This is a genomic window from Flammeovirga sp. OC4 (genome assembly GCF_000812565.1).
Taxonomy (GTDB): domain Bacteria; phylum Bacteroidota; class Bacteroidia; order Cytophagales; family Flammeovirgaceae; genus Flammeovirga.
In genome coordinates, this window is record NZ_JTAM01000051.1 from 53,783 (window position 1) to 78,211 (window position 24,429).

Genomic DNA, 24,429 nt, shown 5'->3' on the forward strand with positions numbered 1-24,429 from the left:
TTGTTGAAAGCTTAGTGAACAAAAGGTTCAAAAAGCGACAAATTAATAGTGGCATTTTGCACACTCTAAACCACCAATGTCTTTTACTTTCATTGGATCCTTAGAAGTAGCTTCGTGCATTTCTACCATTTTGTCATAATACGCATTACCTTTTGCGTTTACATCTGTCTGACGGTGACAGTCAATACACCAACCCATTGTTAACAATGAGTGTTGTTGTACCACTTCCATTTTCTCGATTTCACCGTGACATGTCTGACATTCAACTCCACCAACTTTCACGTGTTGTGAGTGGTTGAAATACGCTAAATCAGGCAAGTTGTGAACACGTACCCATTGAATAGGTTCGTTGTTTTCAATCGCCGCATAGATTTTTTGAATTTCTGGAGAATTCTGACGGATACTGTTGTGACAGTTCATACAGATGTTCGCTGAAGGAATGTTGGCATTCTTAGACTTTTCTACACCTGTGTGACAGTACTTACAATCAATTTCGTAATACCCTGCGTGAAGTTTGTGTGAGAATTGGATAGGTTGATCTGGAGCATATCCTTGTTGTACTCCGACTGCGAATAAAGAATCAATAGTTACTTTAGCTACAATCATTACGAATACAAAAGAAGACATTCCGATGAAAACTTGGCTTTTGAAAATCGCAGCTAAGCTGAATTTTTCGTTGATGTAAGCTGTGTCGTTTTCGTCTAGTCCTTTTTGTTGTTTTAAATACTGCGTTAATACATTAGCCAATACGACTAATACAATTAAAACAATACTTAATAACACTAATAGGCCGATAATTACTCCAACCAATAAGTTTGAGCTAACTACCATACCCTCTTGTGGAGCTGCTGCTCCTGCGCCTGCTGCATCTGCAGCTGCTTCTGGTTTTGCCGGTCCTTTAATTGTCGCATCCTTTACATATGCTAAAACCTGTAAGATCTCTGCATCTGAAAGATCTTGGTTAGGCATAATAGTAGGCTTAAACTTGTCATAAAGTGCTACTGCGTATGCATCACCACTTTCGATTGTTTTGCCTGGGTGCTTAATAAAGCTCGTTAACCATTTTACATCACGACGCTCATAAACATTTTTAAGCGCCGGCCCGACGCCTTTTTCGTGTACTTGGTGACAGGAAGAGCAGTTGCCATCGAAAAGCTCCATCCCGGCCGAGATCGACGCTTCATCAGTGGGAATGCCGTCTCCTTGTGCAAACGCTGTTACGCTTGTTAGCAGTAAACCGCACACCACAGCCAATGTGTAGCGCAACCTTAATACACTTCTGCCGATACTCATACCATTGAAGTTTTGTATACTAAAAAATTAGATGAAATATGCAATTGTACATTCGAGTGCAAAGCTAATACGGGGAGCACATATTTCAAACTTGGCATTAAAAACAGCGATCTATTAAAAAATACAAAATTTTACTCACAAAACACTATATATCAACGATTTAATACAGGTAAAATTCAATAAATCACTATTTATAATCATTCCAAATTACAAAAAAAAATGACATTAGACATCTTTTTGCCCTAAACCCACGTCAGCTTAATACTTTAACAGATGTTAATATTCATAATAAATGAAAATATTGCATTGAGAGATAATAACTTTTCTATCAATCAATATTTACAATTGAATGTTCACAAAGTTTGTTCTAAACCGATTGAAATTTATTTATCGAATGATTCCTATTTATTCTAAACATTACCCCGCATCTAACTAATATATCTTAACAATACACTAAAAATCAACACATTTACCCCCATAGACTCCTATACCTGTTTTAAAAGATCAATTTATCAAGCTTATATCATTATACATTGTAATAACACCTAAATCTATTAATTCAGAAAGTTCTCACTCAAATCATAAAGTGAAAAATAAATTCATCTCCACCTCCTCTAATTCTCACACTTTTTCAACCTCATACAATCACAAAAAGTGATTTGTGTTTAGAGAAAGGGGATTTGTGTTATTGAAGCATTTACTAAGTAATGATATTTGTAATGTTCTCAATCACAAAATTAAACAAGGCAAAATATCAATTTTAATTACCATGAAAAACGTAGCATTAATCACAGGAGCATCATCAGGAATAGGAAAAGAATTTGCTAAAATCCATGCTCAAAAAGGCGGGGATTTAGTGATCGTAGCTAGAAGTAAAAATAAACTAGATGAATTGAAAAATGAATTAGAAAAGTCCTATGGTATTTCAGTTAAAGTAATTGCCAAGGACCTTACAAAAATTGAAGCTGCTCAGGAGATTTATCACGAGGTTAAATCAAAGCTTATTACCGTAGAATATCTTATTAATAATGCAGGTTTTGGTGGAGTAGGTAAATTCCATGAGAGAGAATGGGAAAAAGACCTTGCTATGATCAATTTAAATATTACTGCCTTGACAGCTTTAACACGATACTTCCTGCCTGATATGGTTGCAAGAAACAGCGGAAGAATCCTTAATGTCTCTTCTACTGCAAGTTTAATCCCTGGCCCGCTTCAAGCCGTTTATTATGCTACTAAAGCTTATGTCACTTTCTTTAGTAATGCCATTGCTGAAGAGCTTCATGATACCAATATTACAGTAACAGCACTTCTACCAGGTGCTACAGCTACTGAGTTTGCTAAAGTTTCGGGTATGGATAAAACTTCTTTATTCGACAAAACAGCTAGTGCGTACAAAGTGGCATTAGATGGTTATAATGGAATGCTGAAAGGAAAATTGGATGTGATTTCGGGATTAACAACTTCTCAGAAAATCATGACAGCCTTTGCTCCTCTTACACCTAAGAAAATTATTTTAAAACAGATTCGTCAGATGCAGGAAACAAAATAAGTTTTTTGAGGTAAAAGGTTTGAAGGAAGAGAACGGTTCGTGTTGTTGTTCCGTTTGATGATCATGTAAAACATAGGTGTCTTTTACGAGAACTTTGCATTTAACCTTTTCTTAAACCATCTTAACTCTTAATTCAACGACCTACTTCTTCAGTGATCCTATTCTCAATTGACAAATTGGTAATAGGATTTTTTCACACAAAATTGAACATAAAAAAAGGCCAAGATTTATAAAAATCTTGACCTTTTAGAGGTGCCAGGCGGATTCGAACCGCCGTACGCGGTTTTGCAGACCGATGCCTAGCCACTCGGCCATGGCACCCTGTTTCTTTAAGACGATGCAAAAGTAGCACATGATTTTTTACTTGCAAAACAATTTGACAAAAAAATCTCTAAATAAAATTTAAGTATCTATAAAACATACAATTAAAATATCATTAACTTTCCATTCTGTTCGAACATTAGATATAAACACATGAAATTAGAAAAGTTTCCAAAGGATTCCTTTGTCATTAGTACAGAAATGGTCCTTCCTAATGATACAAACCCCTTACATAATTTAATGGGTGGTCGATTACTTCACCTCATGGACGTAGTTGCTGCAATTTCTGCCCAAAAGCATTCCAATAGAGTTGTCGTGACTGCTTCTGTAGATAATGTTTCTTTTAAATATTCCCCTAAACTAGGTGACACTGTCACGCTGGAAGCTAAAGTGACTAGAGCCTTCAACTCTTCTATGGAAGTTTTTATTAGAGTATGGAGCGAAAATATCCCTAATGGTACTAAAGTAGAAACCAATACTGCCTTCTTTACTTTTGTGGCTGTTGACCAAACAGGAAGACCTATTATTGTTCCTAAAATTGTCCCTGAGACTGATAGTGAGAAAAAACTATATGATGGGGCACTACAAAGAAGAGAGGTAAGATTAATGATGGCAGGAAGAATGAAGCCGAAGGATGCGAAGTCACTGCATCAGATGATGAAAGATGGGATGAATGATGAAGAGGTATGAGGTAAGTTATACCATTTTGATTACTGATACTTAGATTATAGTTTTTTATTAAAAGAAAAATCCCCAATTACTCTGGCTTAATCAGAATAATTGGGGATTTATATATGAAGTATTTCGAAATAAAAGAGTAAGGTAATCTTACCTTTTACCTCAATTTACAGTCCTTTGAACTGTCCTAAGAAACGAAGATCGTTTTCAGTGAACAATCGAAGGTCATTGATTTTGTATTTCAACATGGTCATACGCTCGATACCCATACCGAAAGCGAAACCTGTGTATTCTTCCGGATCGATACCTGACGCTTTCAATACGTTAGGATCTACCATACCACAACCACCGATTTCTACCCATCCTGAGTACTTACAGATGTTACATCCTTTACCGCCACATACTGAACAAGAAACGTCTAATTCTGCTGATGGCTCAGTGAATGGAAAGTAAGAAGGTCTTAAACGGATTTTTGTGTTAGGACCGAAGAATTCTTTTGCAAAGTAGTATAAAGTATCTTTAAGATCTTTGAAAGATACATTCTTATCTACGTACAAACCTTCTACTTGGTGGAAGATACAGTGTGCACGAGCTGAGATTGTCTCGTTTCTGTATACTCTACCTGGTGACAAAGTACGGAATGGAGGTTTTTGGTTTTCCATCACACGAACTTGTACTGAAGAAGTGTGCGTACGAAGTGCAATATCTGGATCTTTCTCAATGAAGAAAGTATCCTGCATTTCTCTCGCAGGGTGGTTTGGAGGGAAGTTCAATGCAGAGAAGTTATGCCAATCATCTTCCACTTCTGGTCCTTCAGAGATATTGAAACCGATACGTTCGAAAATTCTGTTGATTTCTTCACGAACCTTTGTGATTGGGTGAACTGCACCCATCTCGTTAGGGATATTTGGAAGTGTAAGGTCATGATGGTTGATATCATCTGCCTGTAAATCCTCTAAAGCTGTTTGTAATTCATCAAACTTCTCTTGAGCAGCATTTTTAAGTGCATTTACAGTTTGTCCAAAAGTTTTTCTTTCCTCTGGAGCTACTTCTTTCATTTTAGAAAAAAGATCTGCAATAATACCTTTTCTACCTACTACACCTACGCGGAATGCTTCCAACTCTTCTTTCGTTTGAGCTGTTGCTTTCTCTATTTGTTCTTCGATTTTTTTAATCTGCTCAAGCATAATTTCTAAATATATTGACAATGGAGTTTCCTCCATCTTTAATCAAATTCTTTTGGGAAGAATATGCTCTTCCTTTTCAATCTGCAAATTTAATAACTTTATTCGCCTATTACACGAGTAAAATCATAAAAAGACGATAATCGGCCAAATTTATCCTCATGTTGCCAATTGATAACAAAAAAACACCTTTCCGATAACTCGAAAAGGTGCTTTTTTATAAAGTTTATATCTGTACTGAACTACAAATTAGCAGTTACAGTTTCCGTCTTCACAAGAATCTGCATCACAAACCTCAACTAACTCGATGTCAAAGTTAAGATCTTTACCCGCCATTGGAGAGTTAGCGTCAACTTTGATGATTTCTTCAGTTAACTCAACTACAGTTGCAGGAATTGGACCTTGAGGGCTTTGAAGACCGATTTGGTCACCTACGTTAGGATTCATATCTGCAGGAATATCGCTACGCTTGAATTCGATGATTAAATCTTCTCTAGCAGGACCGTAAGCTTGGTCAGAAGGGATGTTTACAGTTTTCTTCTCACCTACTTTCATACCATCTACAGCTGCGTCGAAACCTGGGATCATTTGTCCCGCACCTAATGTAAATTCGATAGGCTCACCGCGCTCTACTGATGAATCAAATTGAGAACCGTCATTTAAAGTACCAACATAGTGCACTTTTACTTTATCACCTTTTTTTGCTACTGACATTGTATTATCTTTTAATTAAAGAGCGAACCTACGCCCTAAAGGTCGCAAAGTTACTAAGATGTTGATAGTAAACAAGGTCTTATTAAAAGATATTTAAAAGAGTTTGATCAGATTATATTTCATTTATAAATAATAGTAAGCGTGTGGTTGTTTTTAGACCTTCTAAGTGATTAAAAGAGAGTGTGTTTAAGGTGAGAAGTAAGTACATTTCAAACTAAATCATTGTCAACTTTCAATCGACATTTTAACAAGACTTCTGTGATCTTCTTAACGCTTTTTCCTTCAAGGCCGGAGAAGAACTACTAAACGAATTGGATAGAAAGCCTACTAATGCGAATGTTTAGCTATAGTGTCATTTGTGTCTTAGCAATCATTAGAAATCCTCTAATTTCTCAAGAACATACTTTAAACTGAATACATTGTAAACTAAATTATCGTCAAATTTCAAGCTTCCTTTATACAAGCATTGATAGGATCTACTTTCAAACGTCTTTCTTCTTCGTTTTTGTCTTAAAACAAAAAGAAGCAAAAAATTCAAGGCTTTGAAGTCAAAAGCTAAATTCCATTTCTTTCGCCTAAATGATTTTAAACTCGCTGCGCTCAGACAACAAAATCATTTTTAACGGCTTAATACATGAAATTCTTAACGCTTTTCCCTTCAAGGCCGAGGAATTTACTGCTAGATGATTATCTAATTACAGATCAAAAGAAAACTGTTTTATAATGATCTTTTAAAGTGCAGTTCTGTAGGGACGTTTTAATAAAACGTCCTTGCGAACCACAATACAGCATCATTTCCCCCAAAAAAGTAATCATATTAATTAACGAAAACTTAGTTTACAATGTACTGAATACAAAAAGAAAAGCTTAAAATCATTTTTCTTGACTTTAAGCTTTTCCAAAAAAAGTTGAATAGAAATACCCGGATTTCATATCACTTGTTCCGTGATATCATTAAATAGCAATTCTAACCTTCAATTAAATCATTTCAATACTATTAGCAATGCTTAATGACATTGGGTTTTGAATGAATAGATAATTGTTCCTGGTTATTTTTCGAAGACAATAATCAAACCTTCAGTGTAGCTAAAGCCCCAACCACCTGTACCGACGTTACTTGAGCTCGCCGAAACTAGTGGAGTAATACTTACTACCTTAAAACCTTCTGCAACGTGTGCTTGAATACACTCATCTACTGCAAGTGATGTCTCTTCACCACTTACTTTCACTGAACGCAATCTGTCAGAGGTTGTTCTTCTTGACTCTTTTTTTGTTTTTAAATGAACAGTCTTGTACATAATTCTAGGTCTATTTATTAATTCGTTCGCACAATAATAACACTTTTTCGTCACTCATTATAGATGTAGCAAATAAGTAATCATTGCCTCCCTCCTTCAATTTAAGTTTTTTCCTCAATTGATCCACTGTTTGGGGGAAATTTCTTACCGTTAAATTCGCTTTCATACCAGGTAGTATTTTTTGTAAGGCTTTCTTCTGTACTTGAGACTTTGCCTTAATTTCAAATTTACGACCAGGGAAATTTTCGATAAGATCTTCAGAGGTATAAAGGTGAGAGTTTGTGCCTAGCTTTTTTAAACTATAATATTGTGCCACACTTTTAAAACCGCCTCCTTTCATTACTGCTGCGTTCGGTTCGTATAGATAACGTCCCAACGTTACAGCCAATTCCACTTCTTGGTATTCTTCTTCCTCTAACTGAAATTCAAACTTAGAAATTGGTTGATTTTTAGGAAAATCTACACATTGAATAAAGGTTTTACTTTCAGCTTTTTTTTCCATTAAGAAAAGTACTTCCTTACATTCATTTTCTACGGCTATGACAAAAACTTTCGAAACTGACTCCAATGCTCTTACTCCTTGCTTGATGTCGATCATTGGAGACAGTTTCACTAGTATTTTATCTGCTTTTTCAAACAATAATTCTTTCAATGCTATTACATCAGGCTCGCAATCAGAAATACCCACCATTTTATTATTTTGAGCATCCCTTCGTGCTGGGTCAAGGTAAATAGCGGTTAAATCTAAGGTATGTGAACGTAACCATTCCACACTATCTCCTGCATTTACCTCAATATTGTTTTTCTCAAGTGCTACAAAATTAAGCTTCGCAATTTCTGCTAGGTCTTCTTGTCGTTCACAATAATATACTTTTTGAAAAACATCGGCAAAAGCCCAATCGTCTATCCCCATTCCACCTGTAAGGTCCACTAAGGTTTCACCTTGTAAAATGCTCGCTTTGAACTTCGCTGTCTGTTCGGATGAGCTTTGTTCTAACGGAATTTTATTAGGGTAAACAATATTTTCATTATTATACCAAGTAGGTAACTTTTTTTTGGCCTTTTGCCTTGATACAATTTGATGTGCTGCTATTTTACCATCTACTTCTTCTAAAGTCGCTGCTTTAAAAATCACTTTTGAAGGATCTTCATTTTCGTGCTCTAGAATAAACTTTTTCGTAGCCTGATTGATCATATATTAGAAAATTGTCTCTCCGTATAACTTTGGTGTTGTTTCTCCAGTCAAAACTCTCAGTCCATTGAGTGCAAGTGCCTTCATTTCGTCTTCTCCCGGATAAACAAAAACAGGGGCAATATACTCAACTTTATCTTTAATTTTATCGGTCAACCACTCTCCATATGCTAAACCTCCTGTCAATAAAATGGCATCCACCTTATTTTCTAAAGGAATCACCATAGATGCTATTTCCTTCGAAATCTGATAAATCATAGCTTCCATCACTTCCCTTTCCTTTGAAGGTTTTTCAGCAGCTAATTCCACAACCTTTTTAGCATCTATTGTGCCTAGATAAGCAAACATTCCACCTTTACCCACCAACATTTCTATCATTTGTTGCTGTGTATACGCTCCACTAAATGCCGCTCTGATGATGTCTCCAACAGGTAATGAACCACTTCTTTCTGGTGAAAAAGGGCCTGATCCATCTAAAGCTTGATTAACATCTACTACCTTACCTTTAGCATGAGCCGCGACAGAAACACCACCTCCAAGGTGTGCAATAATGAGATTAAGATTTTCATACTTCACTCCTATCCTTGAAGCGTGTTCTCTTCCTATCGCTTTTTGGTTCAAGGCATGAAATACCGAAGATTTAGGGAATTTTGGGTGACCAGACATTTTTGCTACTTCCAATAATTCATCAACCACAACCGGATCCGCAATACATGCTTTGATTTTTAAAGGAGAAGCGATGTCAAAAGCGATTTTAGCAGCAAAATTACTTGCATGCTTTTTAGGAGTTTCCTTTAGATCATGAAGTAAATTATCATCCACTAAATAAACTCCTGAAGGAATAGGTTTACTTAAACCTCCCCTTGCCATGGCAATATCAAGACTTTCTAGTGCAATGCTTTCTTCTTTTAAAAAAGAAAGAACTTTTTCTTTTCTAAAATTAAGTTGTTCCTCTTCTTCTTGAAATTGGGAAAGTTCTTCAGATGAATGTCTTAAAGTCTTTTCTACTATTTCTTTGTCCCCTTCAAAAACGGCCACTTTTGTGGAAGTAGATCCGGGGTTGATCACTAAGATTCTATTATTCATCATTTAAAATTCGATTGATGCTGCAGCCAGACGAATACTGTTTAATTTAGTTTCCATTGAGTCTGCACGTGAAGTGAGGACAATTGGTGCTTTTGCTCCTAAAATAATGGATGCTACTTTTGCGCTTGCAAAGAAAACAAAGGCTTTGTACAACACATTCCCTGCCTCAATATCTGGCACTAATAGTAAATCCGCATCACCGGCAACGGCTCCTTTAATTCCTTTGTGTGAAGAAGATTCTTGACTGATGGCATTATCAAAAGCCAAAGGACCATCAATCTCACAATTTCTGATTTGACCTCTATTTGCCATAATCGTTAAAAGGGCGGCATCAAGCGTAGCTGGCATTTTTTCATTGACCATCTCTACTGCTGCAAGTGCTGCCACTTTTGGCTTTTTGATTCCGATCTTCTGTAGGAAATCAATCGCATTGTTTAGAATACCAATTTTTGTTTCTAAATCAGGAGCAATGTTCATGGCCACATCTGTCAATGCCAATGGTTTGTGATAAGCTGGCAAATCAAACAAAGCAAGGTGAGAAATCACTCTACTTTTCTTTAATCCCCACTCCTTATTCAGCACACCTCTCATTAACTCTGCGGTTGATAAATGACCTTTCATCAAGAAGTCCGCTTTTCCATCATGAATCAAAGAGACCGAAATCTTGACCATTTCTTTCACTTCAAAAGCGTGAAAAATCTCCACTTCTTCTCCAAAACTGATGTTTAGATCGTTACAAACCTTTTCGATGTCGTGTTTATTTCCCACCAAAACAGGTTCGATGATATTGGCTGTATAAGCTTTATGTACTGCTTCTAGGGCATTATCGTCTGCTGCTGCACACAAAACTAATCTACGTTTGGCCGTTTGAGCATTTAAAATATCAACTAGTTCAGAAATACTCTTTAGCATAATAAATAATGGTTAGTATGTATATATGTTTGGCTCCAAACCCTTTGGTAATGAAAAGGTGTAAATGATCAGTTAGAAGCTATTTCAAGATGTGGAGTATAACACACCTCAACTTCCTTCTGAGATATTACCCTAATTCCGTCGGCTTGGTTGTATATGGTTTCGCAAAGTTACGATTAAATAAGACAGTGTTTATAAAGGAATCACCTCTAAAATAGAATACGATTTCTCAAATTCAGAAACTTTCACTTGTACATGTTCCCCTACCTGACAAGGTAACTCTCCTCTAAACCTTGCCGATAATTTAGTTCCTACTTTAGGGTATCTAGTGACTCCGGGGCCACAACCGTCTAATGATTTTACAAAAAAGATTACTCCACCACCTTCAACTACAAGTACTTCACCATAAAAAACGCACGTTCCCGGTGTCACTTGTAATCCATTATCATCGGCCACCACCTGCCCTTGACTGTCTCCTCCTACAATTTGAATCTGCTGTGATTTACATCCGTAAGCAAATAGAGAAAATGCAATGATAAAAAGATAATTGAGTGTTTTTATTTGGTTGATTTTCATGATGTAAAATAAATCGGTTTATATCAATACAATGTAGATCTGAGGCGAATTTAAGGGACGAAATCGGAATAATAATCATTTTTGCTTTTATTAAGTCAACTGAAACCAAAATGCTATTCTTTTTTAAATGACACCATTTGAAAAGATTGAAAGTTTTAGGAGAATACTTTCAACTAAATTGACCTCCCTCTAACTTTCTCTATCTTTGATCCATCACAAATTTTGATACTCTCCCATGAAAAAAGCCTATTTAGGAATTAGTTTTTCCAACAGAAAAAAGTTTGACAAAGAAATAGAAACGCTTAGGTCAATTCTTCAAAAAGAGCATTGTGAACTCTTTGTATTTGTAGATCACTATCATTTCCAACCTCATGAAGAAAAAGAAATGATGGCCACTGCCTTTCAAGAAATAGATAGCAGCGATGTATTTATTGCAGAACTCACCACAAAAGCGATAGGTGTAGGTATTGAAGTAGGTTATGCTTTTGCGAAGGGTATTCCAGTGATTTACATTAGAAAAAAAGGGAGTGATTATTCGACTACTGTGAGTGGATGTGCTGATCAGGTTTTAGTATACGAGGATGTTACTGATTTAAAAGATAAATTATCAATGTTCATGAAAATATAACTTACTTGAAAATTACATTGAACATTTATTCACACAAAACGACTATCTTTGAACTTCATAAATGCAAACAAACTATTGTACTTAATTTAAAATGAAACACATTTTTATTCTTGGCATCAGCCTTTTCTTCTTTTTTTCATGTACTAATGAAAATGACACTCAACCATTAAAACACATCAGCCGAATTAAGAGTTTTTCAAAAGAAACAGGTGATTTTTTGAAAGCTCATGTTGTTACTTATCAACCTGATTTCACTGTACAATCCATTAAGTTTGAAGATCACCCTTTTGCTCCTCAGTATCCAAGTAGTCAAGAAATTGTAAATATTAATTACAGTTCAGATCAACATATTACTGAATATACCTTTGGATTAAAAAACGATGAAGGGCAATATTATCAGGAGGTTTATAATTTTTCTGTAAAAGATCATAAAATCATTAAATATTCTGATATCACAACAGGAGAAATTGATAGCGAACACCTGTTTTCTGATGATGTCAATAAACCCTTTGTCAAAAAACATTTCAAAGATAATCAAGTCTTTCTGTTAGACTTTTTTGAATGGACCGACGGTAACATTACTAAAATCTCAAGATATGTACCAGGAGAGGAAGCATTGCTTGATACAGAAGCATTCGACCAACAAATTGAAAGCTATAGAGACAAAGATCCTGTAAATGTCATTTCCATTCACTACGACAACAACCCCAAGTTAGCCACTCATTTTGAAGGAATGGACTTTCCGCAGATGATCTATAATTTCGATTCCTATAAAACGAAAAATAATCCTCAGCTTATTACAAATACAACCTATACAAGTGGGGCTCCTGTGCTTCTCTATACTTGGGAGTATAAATTCAATTATGATGAAGATAATTATCCAATCACCGCTGAGTTATCTATAAAATACACCTCAGGTTCAGAAGATTACATTAGCTATGAATATTACTATATAGAGAATTAAAATAATTTTTATTTCCACATCACAAGTGTACTACTACTTAGGTCGCACTTGTGATGTGACTCCCCATAAAAAAAGGGAATTCTAGTTCATTTTTTCATTATACTCCTCTAAAAGGAAAATGATATTACCTGAAGTATCAAATATCTTTAAGTACTTATCATTAAAATCATAAATAAACTCCCCTCCTTTTGATTTTTCATCTTCTCTGAGAAGAATCATATCATCGTTTAACTTCCAAAACCCTTTTTCAAGGACTTCAGTAGAGCTTGAAATAACAAAACTATCATCAGGTAAAAATTCTATAAATGCATTTTTATTATCTTGAATTTTCCACTTTTTGAGGAATGCCTTTTCTGATACTTTTTGAATAAAACCTTCGAGTATTAGTACCCTTTTTTCTAGCTGGAGTAGTTCTTCAATATCTTTGCTTTGCAGATATAACATTTCCCCCTTTAGAGAACAGTCAAATACAATTTCATTTTCTTTATTGGTTTGTTTTAAAATGAGTTGATGTTTTTTCGTGTTCAACGACCATACCCCGGTAACTTCTGAAGTTTCTTTTTTTCCTAGAGAGAAAGTATAATCGTCATTCAGTACTAGCTTATCTGCTTTTGTACCAAATATAAACCACTCTCCAAGAATCGTATTTTGAGTAATGGGTTTCTTTTCATCTTCTGTATAAATTATATTTCTAACAGAAACCTGCTGTAGTTGTTTGTTTTGACTAAAATGATATTTCTTTACCCAATTCCCCTTTTGATCATAATCGTATTCAAAGTGATTTACTTTCAACATTCCATCTTGAAAGTTTTCCTCAACTCTCTTAGTAATATTTCCAGCACTATTGAGCTCATATTTTATACTCCTTTTTCTTTTACCTGTCGGAAACTTATCTATCATTGAAACGATCTTTCCTTCTTCTTTTCTGATGTCACTGATCATCTGTATCGCTCCAGTTGTATCCAACTCTGTCACAATATAAAGTGAGTCTCCTTCATATTTTCTCAAACTAGTGCGACTGATTTTTCCATCTTTACCATAATATGTTGTTTCCACCACCTTATCATCCTCTATTCTATTCTTGAACTTTGACTCAAGTTGATGATCAAAAAAACTAGATTTCGAGATCAAATTACCATTTGCATCATACGCATCTTCGATATACCAAAACACTTCTCCCTCACGATTGATGTATTCCTTCTTCACTCTATTATTTTGTGAGTCATAGGTCGTAATATCATAAGATAAATTATCCTCATATTCTATAGAATACCCTCCTTTACTCAGGTTCGCGTAATATTTCTTCTCGATGATTTGAAATACATCTCCTTTAAGTTCTTTACTCTTTGTAATAGTGTTGGGAGATGAAGTGATACAGGATGATACTCCTGCTACTAGGAGTAAAAGTAAATATTTTGTCATTTCTGTTTTTAGCTAAAATAAAATTAGATTGGCAACAAATATACAGATGTATTAAGTAATACAATAAATTTAACTATTAAAAATATTTAAGGGCTAAAACAAAGGCTGCTGCAATCAATATTAACAGCTCAATAATTAAGCTTAATCGTATATATCTTTTATGATAACAGCTAACGCTTATTAAATTACATTTATTCTAAATTGTACTATTTCTTGATAATAAACCTTCCAAAAGATGACTTTATTAACATTAATTATTACATTGAAAGTTGAAAATTTTACTTAAAACAAACTTTATTAATTTCTGAAATGAAAAAGATCAACTCAATCTTTTGTCTCTTCATCTTTGCGTGTCTTTTCTCTTCATGTACTGATGATGCTGAAAATTCTATCGACAGTGCACTACTTGTAGGTGAATGGAAAAATACTTTCCAAGAAGTTCGTACGACTACAACAGTGATGGATTCTGATATGGCAGTGGACACTGAATCATTAAATGCTTACGAAAACATTAATATCACTACTAGATTCAATAGTGATAAAACGATGGAAGTTGTTGGTACAACAGATATCATCAACAGAACATACTTTGAGGGCTTGAATGGCGAACTTGATAGTATTGATTTTAATCTTACTAATGTCGCTATCGATCAAACAGGTACATGGTCTTTAAATGGTAATCAATTAACCTTATCTAATGAAAGTGCAGCAGCTCAAGCATTGGACGTTACCTCTTTGACAGAAAATGAACTTATTCTTGATTTCAACCTTTCTCAAGAGGTGACTTCGAGTGGAATTACACAAAAAGTAACTGCTCAAGGTAGAATTAAGTATTCTAGAGAATAATAGATATAAAATCTACAAAGTAAGGCATCTAATATCAAAGTTAGATGCCTTTTATATTTTATATAGTGTTACAAATTAAATCGTTTTCTTATCTATTTTTACAGAATAGATAACACCATTAGCATCGCCAAAGTAGATCGTTCCGTTATCAATAATTGGAGTAGACAAAATAGACCCTAGGTCTAAAATTTTCTTTTCCGCTCCTTCTACATCTTGACCATACAACTCAAAACCTGCTTTAAAGTGTCCTTTTTTATTATACACATTATGGTAGTTCATTTGACTTCCATATGTCTGAAATAACTCCTTTAGTTTTCCTTTTGATTGATCAATAGTGTATAATTTCCCATTGAAACACCCAAAATAGATATTGTTTTCATACAAAACTGCCTCTCCATAAACACGCATGTTTAAAGAATAAGACGAAATTTCTGTACCATCTACAGCAGAAAGACTGCAAAATCGATGTGAATCTGAAGTACCGACATAAACGGCATCATCAATCACCAATGGTGTAGCAATCACCCAACTTCCTGTCTCTTTTTGATTCCAAACTCCTCGTCCTGTTTCACTATTTAAAGCATAAATATTGTAATCCCTACTGCCAAAAATGACCGTATTATTATATAAAGCTGCTCCTTTTTGTATTTCTCCTATAGGGAAATACGCATCACCTACAGTTTTAAACTTCCAAATCAAGCTACCATTTTCAGCATCAAGTGCATAAAAATAGCCGTCAAAACTTCCGATTAAAACTTTATTTTGATGAACCAATGGAGTAGCATGCACAATACCATCTGTTTTATATTTCCAGATCAACTTTCCACTTTGTGAATCGATAACATAAATATGTCCGTCACCACTCCCAACTATTACTCTTCCATTGTCAATAATGGGAGAGGATAGAAAATAATCCCAAATATCTTTACGTTGTTCACCTTCTGTTTTAAAACGCCATTGCACTTCTGCACTCTTGCTATTAAGAGCATAGATCCATCCATCTGTACTATTAAAGATGACGTTGTTTGCATAGAGAAGTGGTCGTGATTTGATTTCACCTTTGGTCTTAAATTTCCATTTCACTTGACCATTTTCTTTATCCAAAACATACAAACTAGAATCATTACTCCCTATGTAAAGGTTACTGTCATCAACAACTGGAGTTGAATACACTCTGCCTTTGGTTTTAAAATCCCATAACAGCGTATTTTGTCCATAGAGAGAAGAGGACAAAAGAGTAAGTAGTAGTAGTTTACAAATTTTGTTCATTTGCTTATTATTTATTACTGAAGTATTTATTTAAAAGTCGTAGTAGTTGTGTTGTGTTTGCAATTTAGCGAATTGTGAACTATCAAACGATATTCCTGCTTGCTTTCTCTCTTCTACTTCCCAAACACGCCAAAAAGTCAGTGCTGTGAAGTCAAAAGCTAAGAAAGTTCATCAATGATAATGTATGGAATGAAATGCTTTATTTCATTAATTAAAAATCATTTTATTGGTCTCTTCATTTAGTCTTCCTTCTTTGATCAATGCACCGTCTTCTGTATACGATGCATGATAAATAAGCTTATCGTTTTTATAGATTCGATGAATTTTTAATTGACCTGATGAATACCACTTTTTACTATCACCTTCTTTTATTCCCTGTGCATAAGTGATAAGTGTTTCTAATGTATCAGTATTTTCAAAATAAAAGATCTCCTCCCCCTCAAGTAATCCATTTTTAAAAAATTTCTTACTGAATATTTTGTCTTTTTGTTCTTCTGAAAATTCTAAATATTGTCCTTCAGCACGTCCATTTTTATAATGACATTCTACTTCCTTAAAACCATTATCATAAAACGATTGATATTTACCACTTCTTTGCCCGTCTACATAAAAACATAACGTTTTTACCTTCCCGTTTTCATGAAACTCTTCATACTTCCCTACTTTTTTTTGATCTTCATAGCGTACTTTCTCTTGTAATTGACCATTCGAATAATAGGTCAATTCGTCTCCCATTCTTTTCCCTTCCTTGTATTCTCGTTCTACAAATAATTGATTGTTTTTATTGTAATAGAAATACTTTCCTTCCTTCAACCCATTAACATAATAGATCTTTTCTTTCACGCCTCCATCACTGTAATACTTGACATACTCCCCTTCTAATTTTCCATTAGCAAAATGACATACTTCCTCTGTTTTTCCATTTTCAAAATAGTAATAGCTATTCCCTTCAGGCAGACCATTTTCATAATTTCTCAAGTAACGTATTGTACCGTCGTCATAATATCTTTTGTGCTCTCCTGAGAGTTTCCCGTGATCAAATTTTTTATCTGAAATAATGATTCCTTCGTTGGTAAACTTTCTGAATATCCCATGCTTCACCCCTTTATCGTAGGTTTCAATCCTGTAAATAAGATGATTGTCTTTAATGGATTTAAAATAATATTTCCACTCTCCATGCTTCTCACCATTCAGAAGTGCTCCTTTGGATTTGACTAATTTACTACTCGCATAATTTACCTGTTCTTCTAAACTGTCATTGACAGCTTGTCCATAAAGCATTGAAGGTGTGATAAGCAGTAATAGATAAAGTAGTATATCTCTTTTATTTTGAAAATGCATATTGATAAATAAAATGGGAATTTGATTATTGAAATTAGAGGTTTCAAGGGAATAAAAAAATAAAGAATCGTTGAAAAAGGTATAATTACAAAAGATTTATAGTCATCATATCATTCCTCTTAAAAAAGGATTTACAACTTATGATGTTTAACATCAGAAGATCATGATTAGTTTTTAGGTTGATAGTACACTGTAATCTAAATAAATCATCCTCAGCTCCCAATTTAAGTTGAGGACTGAGGATGAAAGAAAATCTACTACAGATAGACTGAGAAAGTTACACTACTTCCAAATGCATTTCCGTCTTCAAGATAAATTTCTCTACCACTTCAGCTACTCCGTCATCATTATTAGAAGCGACAATAACATCTGCTTTAGACCTAAGTTCAGGAGTAACATTGTCTACCCAAACACCTAAACCTGCATATTCTACCATGGAGAGATCATTACCGGCATTTCCTACTGCAATAATTTGTTCTCTTTTGATCCCTGTTGTCTCTGCTAACATTGCCAAAGTAGCCGCTTTGTCAATACCCGTTTGTGTTACTTCTAAGAAGAACGGTTTAGAGAAAGAAACACTTAATTCAGGGAAAGCACTTTCCAATAAAGGTTTTACTTCTTGAAGTTTTGATGGATCAGCCAACATGATACATTTCACTCCTTCAAAATCGACTGCTTTTTTGAAATCAGCAACTTTATCAAAATGCATTTTAGTAAGATCAATCTCCACCTGAATGTATTCAGAATGTGATTCACTATAAATACTATCAGAAGAATAAGTGATAATGTCTACGTTGTTTTTTGTAGCAAAATCATACAAATCATGAATATTTTGGACCGTTAGGCTTTGAGAATAAATCACGCTTTCATCCACCATATCGATAATTTCACCTCCATTATAAGAAATGATGTATGAGCCATAGCGATCCAACTCTAATTCTCTCGCGTAAGAGAGCATTGCAGGAGTAGGTCTACCAGAGGCCAATACCACTTTCACCCCTTCATCTTGTGCTTTTAGTAGCATTTCTTTGTTCCTTTCAGATATGATATGATCATCCGTTAATAATGTATCGTCCATATCAAGGACTAGCATTTTATAGCCTAAGTTCATTTAGATTTAGTTGATTCGAAACACACGATTTAAATTAGATCACATAGTTACTATATTATTCTCAAAACTGATGTTAATGGATTATAAGATTAGTTATTAATGTTTACTTCTATTAGGTGGTTTATGGTAAAAGATTTTACAACGAGAATGAATAACATATATACGCTACACATAAAACCAAATAGGTATTTGCTACATTGTAAACTAAATTACCACAAACTTTCAATCAATATTACTCAGGCTTTTATACCCTACTTTCAAGCTTCATTCTTCTTCATTTTTCCATTGATGAAAAACGAAGCAAAAAATCTAGGCTTTGAAGTCAAAAGCTAAATTTCATTCCTCTCGCCTAAATGATTTTAAACTCGCTTTGCTCAAACAAGAAAATCATTTTTAACGGCTCATTCCATGAAATTCTTGACGCTTTTCCCTTCAAGGCCAAGGGAAGAAGTAGCAAAATGAATTGGGTAGAAAGTCCACTAGCGCGAATGTTAAGAGGTAGCGTCATTCGTGCTCTACAGATCATCAGAAATCTCCTGATTTCTAAACACCATAAATAACGAAAACTTAGTTTACAATGCATTTGCCTTTTGCTTTTAAAAAGTCTTTAATAACTTTGTTAAGAACTGATTTAAAATGAATCAGCTCTTTTTGAACTATTGTTACAATTCATTTTTTTAAACCAATTCTCACTTCAACTATGAAACTTTTTTTGCTACTACTTGTATTATTCTCTTTAGCAAGAGTTACAACAAGCCAAGCTCAGTTTTTACCAAACATCAAAAAACCTAGTGATATGAAAAGATATCAACTAGAAATAGATGAACTAAAAAATAGAACTACAATTTTTGTACTTCCTTCAATTTATGATGAACACCATTATTATCATATTCTAAAAGAAGTATGGACATTCAATGAGTTTAAAGTTATACCTGCTTCAAGTTATGATCCTATCAAATACGGTACACCAGAATACCTTGTATATCATTTGGTTCGTGAATCATTAAAAGTAAAATATGATAATAGTGCGGTACACGAATGGTTTTATACGTATTTTGCTTTACATACTTTTGATGAAAAATTTGCCGAAAAGTATATTAGAATTCATCAAAAATATGCTAGAAAAGACTCTTATTCTACCAAGATAAATGTTCTTTATGATACAAATTCAAAAATGTGGCTTAAAATATTTGTGGGATTAGAAAACCCTTCCAGATTAGCCAATAAGAATATCTTAAATACTTTGTACACCCAAAAATGCATGGTGAATTTTTCATTGGGACATTTTAAAAACCAAGCACAACAACTGAATTTAGCTTTAGAAAATTATAATTTATACAGAAGAAGCTTAAAGGATTTATCTATAGTGAATAAGGATATTGTCAATCTCAAAAATACCGTGCTTTATGTAGATGAATTTGTAGGTGTGAACAATGAAAAAATGTATAAAACAAAAAAAGTTGGTCAACTCTTAAAAAATTACCCTTACGAATATAAGATAGTCAAGAAAAAAGATATTGAAGCACTCATTCTTGAAGGGAAAGATATTTACTACATGACATACATTAAACAATATACTCCCGAAAAGATGTTTTGTGTAACATCAGCTAAAACAGGCAAGGTAGTTTACCAAGACGTAATAGTACCAAAGATGTATACACGAACACACCTTAAAGAAAAGCATCTGAAAAAATTCATTAATAGTTTAGCAAAGATGAATAAGAAAAGTTTGGTAAAATAGATTATACCGTAAAGAACTCCCGAATGCCTCAATGTTATTCGGGAGTTTTTAGTTATCAACAAGAGCGATCTCCTTACATATAAAAAAGAACCTCCGAATTTGAAGATAAAACCTACCCTAAAATATCAATTCCTTAACACCGAGCTAAAGATTCTTAAAACAACATCCTTTACCTAACGTAATACGTTTATGTATTTGTAAATATTATTCAACATATCAGCAACTATTAATTTATAATTATGACACTGTTATTCTATGTTATCGTCTTTGTTTGTATTGTGTTTAGTGTATTATCATTATTCCCAAAACTTCAGGAAAATTTCACTTTCCTAAAACCACAATTTGGTATTCTCTCTTTTGCTTTTGCCATTTTCGCAATTGTTTTATCCAACGCAATTATGTGGGCTGAACCTGGATATCAATATTTTGTAACCTATCCGAACGGACAGAAAGCTGCTATCATGAGTGAAGGTTATCACTTTACTTGGTTTGGTAAAGTTCAGCCTTGGAGTAAGTATATTGATATCACTACAGAAGATGTAGAGGATGATGACAACTCTTCGATGAAGCCTGTCAATATTCGTTTTATTGATCAGGTGACGGCATTAGGCTATCCATCTGTGAGAGTACAAATGCCTAACACTGATCAGGCATTTATTGATGTAGCCGTAAAATTTAGATCACAAGAAAATCTTGTCGCAATGACCCTGATTCCAACCATTAGGGAACAGTTAGTCAATACAGCTTATATGTATGCCGCACAAGACTATATTTCTGGTGACGCTCAGTCTTTCCGTCAAACTTTTGAAGAACAATTGAAAGATGGTTCTTATGAAGTAAGAAAAATAGAAACAGCAGATACTTTATTTGACCAATCGATCCAAAAAGACGTCAGAGGAATTAAAGAAATCCGTAAAAAGTACCTTGTTGAAAAAGTAGCAGATGAAAATGGTAGATTTAAAAGAATACCTAATGAAATTTCTGAGAACAATATCTTAATTTCTCAGGTTGTTTTACCTTCTATTGACATGGAATCTTCTTTTAAAAAGAGATTGGAATCTCAAAGAGATGAATCAGCTAAACGTCAATTGGAAATTCAAAGAATTGAAACGGCAAAAGCAGCTCAATCAAGAATTTTAGCGGAAGGTGAAAGAGATAAAGCGGAAGAAAGGGTAAAAAGGGAAAAAGAACAAGTCTCTAGTTTGATTGCCATTGAAACGCAATTGAAACAAGAAGAAACCAATAAAAAATTAGCCAAAATAAAATATGAAACAGCTCAATTAGAAGCGAAAACAGAAAAAGTTATTGCTGAAACAAAGGCTTATGCCAACAAACAATTGGTTTCATCTGGATTAACTCCAGAACAAAAATCGCTTTGGGAATACCGTAAGGATTCTGTGAAATGGGCCAATATTAGTAAGATTAAATTACCGGAGCAATACTTCTCCGGTCAAGGTGGTAGCAAAGGAGGTGATTTACTTTCTACGATTATTGCTGGTCAAATCGCTACTTCTAACATGAAGAAGTAAAGTAGATTAAGTCATCAGACATCGAACTCCAACTTTAGAGTATTATTTACTTTAAGGTTGGAGTTTTTTTATTTCTCTTATTCCTCAATTATTATCTTCTAACGAGACTAAAAAATATTTCTTCCAAAAAAAATAAAGAAAAGTGTGACTTTTAGAAATGTCTGCGAATAATAAGGTAAACATTAAGATAATGGATACAATAAAATTTACATTCACATAAAGAACATTGAATGGAGGCAAACAGAAAAAATAAATTCATCTCGACGATAAATTCACACAAGAAAATTATTTATAAAATAGTGAACTCTTATTGTAAGGATATGGAAGATCGCAAAGATTTGGAGCAGGAAATCATTATTCAATTATGGAATGCATTCGATAAATATAATCCAGAATATAAATACTCAACTTGGATGTATCGTATTGCTCTTAACGTTGCTATTTCATTTTACAGGAAAGAAAAGAAATGGCTAACCAATAATGATTTTTCTAGTGTAGAATCAATTTATAGTATCGTAGATGAAAAGGACGACGAGACAGAGTTAGACAACAATATAAAGCTGTTGCAACAATTCATTAATAATTTAGATGAATTAAATAAAGCACTGATGTTATTGTACTTGGAAGAAAAATCTTATGAAGAGATTGCGGAAATATTAGGGATCTCAAAAACGAATGTTGCTACGAAAATCAGTAGACTCAAATTAAAATTAAAGAAGGAATTTCAAAAAAATAGTAGATAATGGAAGATATAGAATTAAGAAAAATAATGGAAGCCTATAATTCAAAGTTAGATAAAGTGCTTCAGGTAAATGATTCAGCAATGAATGAATTACAACTTGATGAATCTCAAAAAAATAGAAATAAAATTGTTCGGTCAAGGTCTATCGAAGTGATCTCCTTCAGTTTCTTAGTATTGTTTTCGGGTTGGTATGTTGCAAATCATTGGGAACAAACACATTTAGTTGTTAGTGGTATCATAGTCCATCTATTTACTTTGGTTGCCTTGATCGGAAGTATAGGACAAGTTGTATTATTACAAAAGATTGATTTCTCAAAACCAATAGTTGAGATAAGAAAAAAGATAGAGCTTGTCAACGCACATGGTTTATTATTCATGAAATTAGTTTTTCTTTCAGCTCCTGTATGGTGGGCTTATGCAATTGTTGGAATTGATTTATTCTTTGGGGTGGATTTATACCCTCACTTAGACCCTGATTTTGTACAAAACTATTTAGTCTTCAACTTCCTTTTAATTATACCATTACTATGGATTTTTAATAAATTATCTTACAAAAATTTACATATAAAGTGGGTCAATAAAACAATAAAAATATTTACTGGAACAAAAACAATGAAAGCCTTGGAAGCCATTAACGACATCGAGGAATTTGAAAGGTAAATTATTCTGGAGGATTAAATAATGATAACACTGACAATTAACATTAAAAATTAGGAGTAATAAAATTATTGGTAAATTTGGCACCAATACAACAAACTTAACCACTATAAAAAATGTCAGGAATAAAATTAATCCGATTTGTAGGTCTTCTGGAAGGGATTTCTTTCTTATTAATTCTGTTTGTATCCATGCCTTTGAAGTACATGGCAGATATACATGAACCTAATCAAATAATTGGAATGGGGCATGGAGTATTATTTATTCTATATGTAGCCATTGTCTTATATATTCATTTAACTGTTAAATGGGGTTTTAAAAATAGTGTTTGGGCATTTTTGGCTTCATTGATTCCGTTTGGAACTTTTGTAGCAGATAAGAAGATATTTAAGGAGTTTGATAAGTAATCATTCATCAGCTACTAATTGATATTCCTACAAGCTTGGAAGTTAAAAGCTAAATAATCCGATAAAATACATCTTAAATGATGATTTTATCGGATTACTTTTTTGGTGAAGATATTATTCAATTATTTGATTTCACTCTAAAAAAAGAGGGTCGGTTTCCTTTCAATTGTATTTTTGAATCAAACAAAATATCATAATATTCTTCTATTTACATCTTTAATGAAATACGTGAGAGACAGTTTATTATAACTGGGTAAGTGATCTAACTACACTAACTCTGAGGTTTTAATGAGGTTATTTATCACCTACCCATAGTTTTTAAATATGGTGTAAGAATCACCTAGTCACTCTATTCATTGTACTTTAGGTTACTTAATCTGAATTTTAATGAATTCATGAATACTATTGTTATGAATATTCACAATATAAATTCCAGCTGGTAATTCACTCACATTCAATTGGTCTCCCGATTGATAATTCATTACTTCAGATATCAAAACTTTACCATTCGTATCACTTACAGTAAACTCATAACGACCGTTTGGTAGATTATTGAATTGAATAAAATCCTCTGCCGGTACAGGGTAAGCTGAGATTTTACTTCTCAAGTCGTCTGTTAATGATAAAATTGCACCTTCTGCGGTTACTTCTACTGATGCTGTAAAACCACCATCGGCTGTTGATACGGTTATAGTTGCGGTACCAGGAGATACAGCTGTAATCATTCCTAATTCATCGACCGTTACTACCTTGTCATTGGATGTAGTCCAAGTATGGTTCAAATTGGTTGCATTTTCTGGAGCAATTGTCGCAGTTAATTGATGTGTTCCGTCGACAATTAGATCTACTGTTGATTCAGATAATGTTACTCCTGTCACTGATATCTCTTCGATTACTTGGTTGACCGTGAATACAATTTTATCTGAGAAATCATCTTCAGTTGAGGTAGCAGTAACTTCTGCGGTACCT

23 protein-coding genes and 1 tRNA gene are annotated in these 24,429 nt (G+C 33.8%); 10 read left to right on the plus strand and 14 right to left on the minus strand.

The window, feature by feature from the left end; translation table 11 throughout:
- Positions 1 to 42: 42 nt before the first annotated feature.
- Entirely contained in the window at positions 43 to 1,293 is a 1,251-nt protein-coding gene (locus PL77_RS21315; RefSeq protein ID WP_044210033.1) for a c-type cytochrome, read from the minus strand.
- Between the two features lie 769 nt (positions 1,294 to 2,062).
- Between PL77_RS21315 and PL77_RS21320 the strand changes: the two genes are divergently transcribed.
- On the plus strand, positions 2,063 to 2,842 hold the full coding sequence (locus tag PL77_RS21320; protein ID WP_044210034.1) for an SDR family oxidoreductase: 780 nt from the start codon (positions 2,063 to 2,065) through the stop codon (positions 2,840 to 2,842).
- Positions 2,843 to 3,092: 250 nt separating this feature from the next.
- On the opposite strand, the gene PL77_RS21325 is transcribed toward PL77_RS21320, so the two are convergent.
- A tRNA-Cys gene (locus tag PL77_RS21325) sits at positions 3,093 to 3,163 on the minus strand.
- A gap of 153 nt (positions 3,164 to 3,316) precedes the next feature.
- Here PL77_RS21325 and PL77_RS21330 point away from each other — a divergent pair.
- Entirely contained in the window at positions 3,317 to 3,853 is a 537-nt protein-coding gene (locus PL77_RS21330) for an acyl-CoA thioesterase (RefSeq protein WP_044210037.1), read from the plus strand.
- Positions 3,854 to 4,008: 155 nt separating this feature from the next.
- On the opposite strand, the gene pheS is transcribed toward PL77_RS21330, so the two are convergent.
- The 7 genes from pheS to PL77_RS21365 all read right to left on the minus strand — a co-directional run bounded on the left by pheS (position 4,009) and on the right by PL77_RS21365 (position 10,803).
- Positions 4,009 to 5,064 (minus strand): phenylalanine--tRNA ligase subunit alpha, encoded by a 1,056-nt coding sequence (gene pheS / locus PL77_RS21335; protein ID WP_253274006.1) that lies wholly within the window; start codon positions 5,062 to 5,064, stop codon positions 4,009 to 4,011.
- Positions 5,065 to 5,274: 210 nt separating this feature from the next.
- Positions 5,275 to 5,739: a peptidylprolyl isomerase gene (locus PL77_RS21340; RefSeq protein WP_044210040.1), complete on the minus strand. Its 465-nt coding sequence runs from the start codon at positions 5,737 to 5,739 to the stop codon at positions 5,275 to 5,277.
- Positions 5,740 to 6,788: 1,049 nt separating this feature from the next.
- Positions 6,789 to 7,037, minus strand: coding sequence for a hypothetical protein (locus tag PL77_RS21345; protein ID WP_044210042.1), 249 nt, complete (start codon positions 7,035 to 7,037; stop codon positions 6,789 to 6,791).
- Between the two features lie 10 nt (positions 7,038 to 7,047).
- Positions 7,048 to 8,232, minus strand: coding sequence for a hypothetical protein (locus PL77_RS21350; protein WP_044210044.1), 1,185 nt, complete (start codon positions 8,230 to 8,232; stop codon positions 7,048 to 7,050).
- A gap of 3 nt (positions 8,233 to 8,235) precedes the next feature.
- Positions 8,236 to 9,318 carry a butyrate kinase gene (gene buk / locus PL77_RS21355; RefSeq protein WP_044210047.1) on the minus strand — a complete coding sequence of 361 codons (1,083 nt, stop codon included), beginning with the start codon at positions 9,316 to 9,318 and terminating at the stop codon, positions 8,236 to 8,238.
- Entirely contained in the window at positions 9,319 to 10,227 is a 909-nt protein-coding gene (locus PL77_RS21360) for a bifunctional enoyl-CoA hydratase/phosphate acetyltransferase (RefSeq protein WP_044210050.1), read from the minus strand.
- Between the two features lie 192 nt (positions 10,228 to 10,419).
- Positions 10,420 to 10,803 (minus strand): hypothetical protein, encoded by a 384-nt coding sequence (locus PL77_RS21365; protein WP_044210052.1) that lies wholly within the window; start codon positions 10,801 to 10,803, stop codon positions 10,420 to 10,422.
- A gap of 235 nt (positions 10,804 to 11,038) precedes the next feature.
- Here PL77_RS21365 and PL77_RS21370 point away from each other — a divergent pair, with 235 nt between their 5' ends.
- Positions 11,039 to 11,431, plus strand: coding sequence for a nucleoside 2-deoxyribosyltransferase (locus tag PL77_RS21370; protein WP_044210056.1), 393 nt, complete (start codon positions 11,039 to 11,041; stop codon positions 11,429 to 11,431).
- A gap of 91 nt (positions 11,432 to 11,522) precedes the next feature.
- Entirely contained in the window at positions 11,523 to 12,395 is an 873-nt protein-coding gene (locus PL77_RS21375; RefSeq protein WP_044210058.1) for a hypothetical protein, read from the plus strand.
- 81 nt (positions 12,396 to 12,476) lie between these two features.
- Here PL77_RS21375 and PL77_RS21380 read toward each other — a convergent pair whose 3' ends face one another.
- Complete coding sequence (locus PL77_RS21380) at positions 12,477 to 13,817, minus strand: hypothetical protein (RefSeq protein WP_044210059.1); 1,341 nt, start codon at positions 13,815 to 13,817, stop codon at positions 12,477 to 12,479.
- Positions 13,818 to 14,126: 309 nt separating this feature from the next.
- Here PL77_RS21380 and PL77_RS21385 point away from each other — a divergent pair, with 309 nt between their 5' ends.
- Entirely contained in the window at positions 14,127 to 14,663 is a 537-nt protein-coding gene (locus PL77_RS21385) for a lipocalin family protein (protein WP_044210061.1), read from the plus strand.
- Positions 14,664 to 14,738: 75 nt separating this feature from the next.
- Here the strand turns inward: PL77_RS21385 and PL77_RS21390 are convergent, their stop codons facing one another.
- The 3 genes from PL77_RS21390 to PL77_RS21400 form a co-directional block, all read right to left on the minus strand.
- On the minus strand, positions 14,739 to 15,932 hold the full coding sequence (locus PL77_RS21390) for a PQQ-binding-like beta-propeller repeat protein (protein ID WP_044210064.1): 1,194 nt from the start codon (positions 15,930 to 15,932) through the stop codon (positions 14,739 to 14,741).
- Between the two features lie 207 nt (positions 15,933 to 16,139).
- Positions 16,140 to 17,273 (minus strand): toxin-antitoxin system YwqK family antitoxin, encoded by a 1,134-nt coding sequence (locus tag PL77_RS21395; protein ID WP_156152472.1) that lies wholly within the window; start codon positions 17,271 to 17,273, stop codon positions 16,140 to 16,142.
- Positions 17,274 to 17,550: 277 nt separating this feature from the next.
- Positions 17,551 to 18,384: a Cof-type HAD-IIB family hydrolase gene (locus PL77_RS21400; protein WP_044210068.1), complete on the minus strand. Its 834-nt coding sequence runs from the start codon at positions 18,382 to 18,384 to the stop codon at positions 17,551 to 17,553.
- 700 nt (positions 18,385 to 19,084) lie between these two features.
- On the opposite strand from PL77_RS21400, the gene PL77_RS21405 reads away from it, so the two are divergent.
- From PL77_RS21405 to PL77_RS21425, 5 genes are all read left to right on the plus strand, one after another.
- A complete protein-coding gene (locus tag PL77_RS21405) occupies positions 19,085 to 20,125 on the plus strand; it encodes a hypothetical protein (RefSeq protein WP_044210070.1) in 1,041 nt (346 codons plus the stop codon).
- A 239-nt stretch (positions 20,126 to 20,364) separates the two neighbouring features.
- Positions 20,365 to 21,654, plus strand: coding sequence for a hypothetical protein (locus PL77_RS21410; protein ID WP_044210073.1), 1,290 nt, complete (start codon positions 20,365 to 20,367; stop codon positions 21,652 to 21,654).
- A 230-nt stretch (positions 21,655 to 21,884) separates the two neighbouring features.
- Entirely contained in the window at positions 21,885 to 22,397 is a 513-nt protein-coding gene (locus PL77_RS21415; protein WP_044210076.1) for an RNA polymerase sigma factor, read from the plus strand.
- On the plus strand, positions 22,397 to 23,056 hold the full coding sequence (locus tag PL77_RS21420; protein WP_044210078.1) for a hypothetical protein: 660 nt from the start codon (positions 22,397 to 22,399) through the stop codon (positions 23,054 to 23,056). Before PL77_RS21415 ends, PL77_RS21420 begins: the two co-directional genes overlap by 1 nt.
- Positions 23,057 to 23,169: 113 nt before the next feature.
- Entirely contained in the window at positions 23,170 to 23,460 is a 291-nt protein-coding gene (locus tag PL77_RS21425; protein ID WP_044210080.1) for a DUF3817 domain-containing protein, read from the plus strand.
- A 368-nt stretch (positions 23,461 to 23,828) separates the two neighbouring features.
- Here the strand turns inward: PL77_RS21425 and PL77_RS30905 are convergent.
- The coding region (locus tag PL77_RS30905) for an Ig-like domain-containing protein (protein ID WP_156152473.1) at positions 23,829 to 24,429 on the minus strand (601 nt) is incomplete at its 5' end.

Bases quoted from the DNA above. Each gene is read 5' to 3' on its own strand.
- PL77_RS21315 (WP_044210033.1), bottom strand. From the start codon at position 1,293: ATGAGTATCGGCAGAAGTGTATTAAGGTTGCGCTACACATTGGCTGTG.
- PL77_RS21320 (WP_044210034.1), top strand. From the start codon at position 2,063: ATGAAAAACGTAGCATTAATCACAGGAGCATCATCAGGAATAGGAAAA.
- PL77_RS21330 (WP_044210037.1), top strand. From the start codon at position 3,317: ATGAAATTAGAAAAGTTTCCAAAGGATTCCTTTGTCATTAGTACAGAA.
- pheS (WP_253274006.1), bottom strand. From the start codon at position 5,064: ATGGAGGAAACTCCATTGTCAATATATTTAGAAATTATGCTTGAGCAG.
- PL77_RS21340 (WP_044210040.1), bottom strand. From the start codon at position 5,739: ATGTCAGTAGCAAAAAAAGGTGATAAAGTAAAAGTGCACTATGTTGGT.
- PL77_RS21345 (WP_044210042.1), bottom strand. From the start codon at position 7,037: ATGTACAAGACTGTTCATTTAAAAACAAAAAAAGAGTCAAGAAGAACA.
- PL77_RS21350 (WP_044210044.1), bottom strand. From the start codon at position 8,232: ATGATCAATCAGGCTACGAAAAAGTTTATTCTAGAGCACGAAAATGAA.
- buk (WP_044210047.1), bottom strand. From the start codon at position 9,318: ATGATGAATAATAGAATCTTAGTGATCAACCCCGGATCTACTTCCACA.
- PL77_RS21360 (WP_044210050.1), bottom strand. From the start codon at position 10,227: ATGCTAAAGAGTATTTCTGAACTAGTTGATATTTTAAATGCTCAAACG.
- PL77_RS21365 (WP_044210052.1), bottom strand. From the start codon at position 10,803: ATGAAAATCAACCAAATAAAAACACTCAATTATCTTTTTATCATTGCA.
- PL77_RS21370 (WP_044210056.1), top strand. From the start codon at position 11,039: ATGAAAAAAGCCTATTTAGGAATTAGTTTTTCCAACAGAAAAAAGTTT.
- PL77_RS21375 (WP_044210058.1), top strand. From the start codon at position 11,523: ATGAAACACATTTTTATTCTTGGCATCAGCCTTTTCTTCTTTTTTTCA.
- PL77_RS21380 (WP_044210059.1), bottom strand. From the start codon at position 13,817: ATGACAAAATATTTACTTTTACTCCTAGTAGCAGGAGTATCATCCTGT.
- PL77_RS21385 (WP_044210061.1), top strand. From the start codon at position 14,127: ATGAAAAAGATCAACTCAATCTTTTGTCTCTTCATCTTTGCGTGTCTT.
- PL77_RS21390 (WP_044210064.1), bottom strand. From the start codon at position 15,932: ATGAACAAAATTTGTAAACTACTACTACTTACTCTTTTGTCCTCTTCT.
- PL77_RS21395 (WP_156152472.1), bottom strand. From the start codon at position 17,273: ATGCATTTTCAAAATAAAAGAGATATACTACTTTATCTATTACTGCTT.
- PL77_RS21400 (WP_044210068.1), bottom strand. From the start codon at position 18,384: ATGAACTTAGGCTATAAAATGCTAGTCCTTGATATGGACGATACATTA.
- PL77_RS21405 (WP_044210070.1), top strand. From the start codon at position 19,085: ATGAAACTTTTTTTGCTACTACTTGTATTATTCTCTTTAGCAAGAGTT.
- PL77_RS21410 (WP_044210073.1), top strand. From the start codon at position 20,365: ATGACACTGTTATTCTATGTTATCGTCTTTGTTTGTATTGTGTTTAGT.
- PL77_RS21415 (WP_044210076.1), top strand. From the start codon at position 21,885: ATGGAGGCAAACAGAAAAAATAAATTCATCTCGACGATAAATTCACAC.
- PL77_RS21420 (WP_044210078.1), top strand. From the start codon at position 22,397: ATGGAAGATATAGAATTAAGAAAAATAATGGAAGCCTATAATTCAAAG.
- PL77_RS21425 (WP_044210080.1), top strand. From the start codon at position 23,170: ATGTCAGGAATAAAATTAATCCGATTTGTAGGTCTTCTGGAAGGGATT.